General features: G+C 67.5%; 3 protein-coding genes. 2 read left to right on the top strand and 1 reads right to left on the bottom strand.

Going from position 1 to position 2,269, the window contains the following annotated elements; all coding sequences use genetic code 11:
* Positions 1-289 precede the first annotated feature (289 nt).
* Positions 290-1,471, top strand: a complete 1,182-nt coding sequence (gene hmpA, locus FKP22_RS27765; RefSeq protein ID WP_141291240.1) for an NO-inducible flavohemoprotein — start codon at positions 290-292, stop codon at positions 1,469-1,471.
* A 70-nt stretch (positions 1,472-1,541) separates the two neighbouring features.
* The gene (locus FKP22_RS27760) at positions 1,542-1,814 is read left to right on the top strand and encodes a DUF2164 domain-containing protein (RefSeq protein ID WP_141291238.1); all 273 of its coding nucleotides are present in this window, start codon (positions 1,542-1,544) and stop codon (positions 1,812-1,814) included.
* Positions 1,815-1,868: 54 nt separating this feature from the next.
* On the opposite strand, the gene FKP22_RS27755 is transcribed toward FKP22_RS27760, so the two are convergent.
* The gene (locus FKP22_RS27755; protein ID WP_141291236.1) at positions 1,869-2,117 is read right to left on the bottom strand and encodes a hypothetical protein; all 249 of its coding nucleotides are present in this window, start codon (positions 2,115-2,117) and stop codon (positions 1,869-1,871) included.
* Positions 2,118-2,269 lie beyond the last annotated feature (152 nt).

Below are 2,269 nucleotides of genomic sequence, written 5' to 3'. Positions count from 1 at the left end.
CAGCCGCAGCAGCGCAATCGCGTCGCAAGGGATCAGCTGCCGCAAGCCGTGCAGCAGGCGCCGGTAGCGCTCGCCTTCGGGCAGCTCGCGCGCGAGGTCGGCCACCAGCGGCACCAGCGCGTCCATCGTCGTTGGCGTGGTCATGTTGACTCCATGCTGTCGAAACGACTCCTTCGTCACCGAGTCATTCTGACAGCAACATGCGCCAAGTGCCTGATTTTCCTGGTCAGGCATTGTGGAACGGCGCTTGCGGATGCCGCCCACTCATCACCGCCAGGGACCCAACACCATGCTCACCGAAGCCCAACGCCAGATCGTCACCGCCACCGTTCCGCTGCTGGAAACCGGCGGGGAAGCACTGACCACGCATTTCTACAAGATCCTGCTGGCCGAACACCCGGAGGTGCGGCCGCTGTTCAACCAGGCCCACCAGGCCAGCGGCACGCAGCCGCGCGCGCTGGCCAACGGCGTGCTGATGTACGCCAAGCACATCGACCGGCTGGAAGCGCTGGGCGGGCTGGCGGCGCAGATCGTCAACAAGCACGTGGCGCTGCAGATCCAGCCCGAGCACTACGGCCCGGTGGGCGCCTGCCTGCTGCGCGCCATCCGCGAAGTGCTGGGCGCGGAGATCGCAACGGACGAAGTCATCGCGGCCTGGGGCGCGGCTTACGGCCAGTTGGCCGACATCCTGATCGCTGCCGAGCGTGCACGCTACGACGCTGCCGCTGCGGAACCCGGCGGCTGGCGTGGCGGCCGGCTCTTCCGTGTGAGCGACAAGCGGCGCGAGAGCGACGAGATCACCTCGTTCCACTTAGAGCCGGCAGACGGCGGCGCCATCGTCGCCTTCGAACCAGGCCAGTACATCGGGCTGCAGCTGTTCGTGGAAGGCGAAGAAATCCGCCGCACCTATTCGCTCTCGGCCGCGCCGAACGGGCGCGACTACCGCATCAGCGTCAAGCGCGAGCCGAATGGCAAGGCCTCGAACTTCCTGCACGACCAGCTGCAGGTGGGCGACACACTGACGCTGTTCCCGCCCTCGGGCCAGTTCACGTTGAAGCCGGGCGACAGGCCTGTGGTGCTGATCAGCGGCGGTGTCGGCATCACGCCCACGCTGGCGATGCTGGACGCTGCGCTGGCGCAGGACCGGGCCGTGCACTTCATCCACTGCGCCCGCCATGCCGGTGTGCACGCCTTTGGCGACACGGTGGACACGCTGGCCGCGCAGCACCCGCGGTTGCAGCGCTTCTACTGCTACGACGAGACGCTGCCCGGCGCGCGGCTGCCACATGCGGTCGGCCGCCTGGACACCCAGCGCCTGGCCGACTGGCTGCCGGCCGGCACCCGCGACGTGGACGCCTATTTCCTCGGCCCCAAGCCCTTCATGCGCGAGGTGCGGCGCTCGCTGCTGGCGCTCGGCGTGCCGGAAGACCAGATCCACCACGAGTTCTTCGGGCCGGCCGAAGCGATCTGACGAAACCCGGCGGCGCCAGGCGCGCCGTCGGCAGGTTAGGCTGGCGCCTTTGCCACTCTCGCGCCAGCCCATGCCCATCGAACTCGACAAGCCTGTCCGTGAGCAGGCCATTGCCTCGATCCAGCGCTACTTCGAGCAGCACATGGACGACAAGATCGGCAACATTGCCGCGGGCGCGCTGCTCGGCTTTTTCCTCGAGGAGATCGGCCCGACGATCTACAACAAGGGCGTGGCAGACGCCCAGGCCGCGATTCAGGCCCGCGTCGCCGAAATCGACATCGAGGTCCACCAGGACGAGTTCGGCTACTGGCAGAAGTACGAGCGCCCTGCCAAGCGGCGCTGAGGCGCAGCCGGGCAAGGTGAAGCATTGCGGCCGCAGAGGCGGCGGCATGCAGGCTCAGGCGACGACTTCGACGCCGCGGTCGCGTGCGCGATCTGACCGCGAGCGGCGGTTGGCGTGCACAAGCGGCAGGTTCTTCGCGCGCTGCAACACCGTCTTCGCTTCGCTCAGCGCCATCAACGGCGCGGCGACCGCATGGTGCTGCTCTTCCCAGGCGCTGCGGCGCGTCAAGGCGTACAGCGTGTCCCACAGGCCGACGATGGCAAGGACAAACGCACCCATCGCGGTCAAATACAAAGCGGTCACAGGCATCTCCAAGGTGTTGGTTGGACGGGTTGCACGCGCAGCGGCGCGCACCCGATTCGGCATCAAGTCGCCCCAGCTACATCGGGCATCCGCACCGAAACCTTGAGCCAAACATCGCACGCACCGAGTGCCGCCACAATGGCCCGCTTCAT

Source organism: Ideonella azotifigens (assembly GCF_006519715.1).
GTDB lineage: Bacteria > Pseudomonadota > Gammaproteobacteria > Burkholderiales > Burkholderiaceae_C > Ideonella > Ideonella azotifigens.
This window is presented reverse-complemented; position numbering and strand designations above follow the sequence as displayed.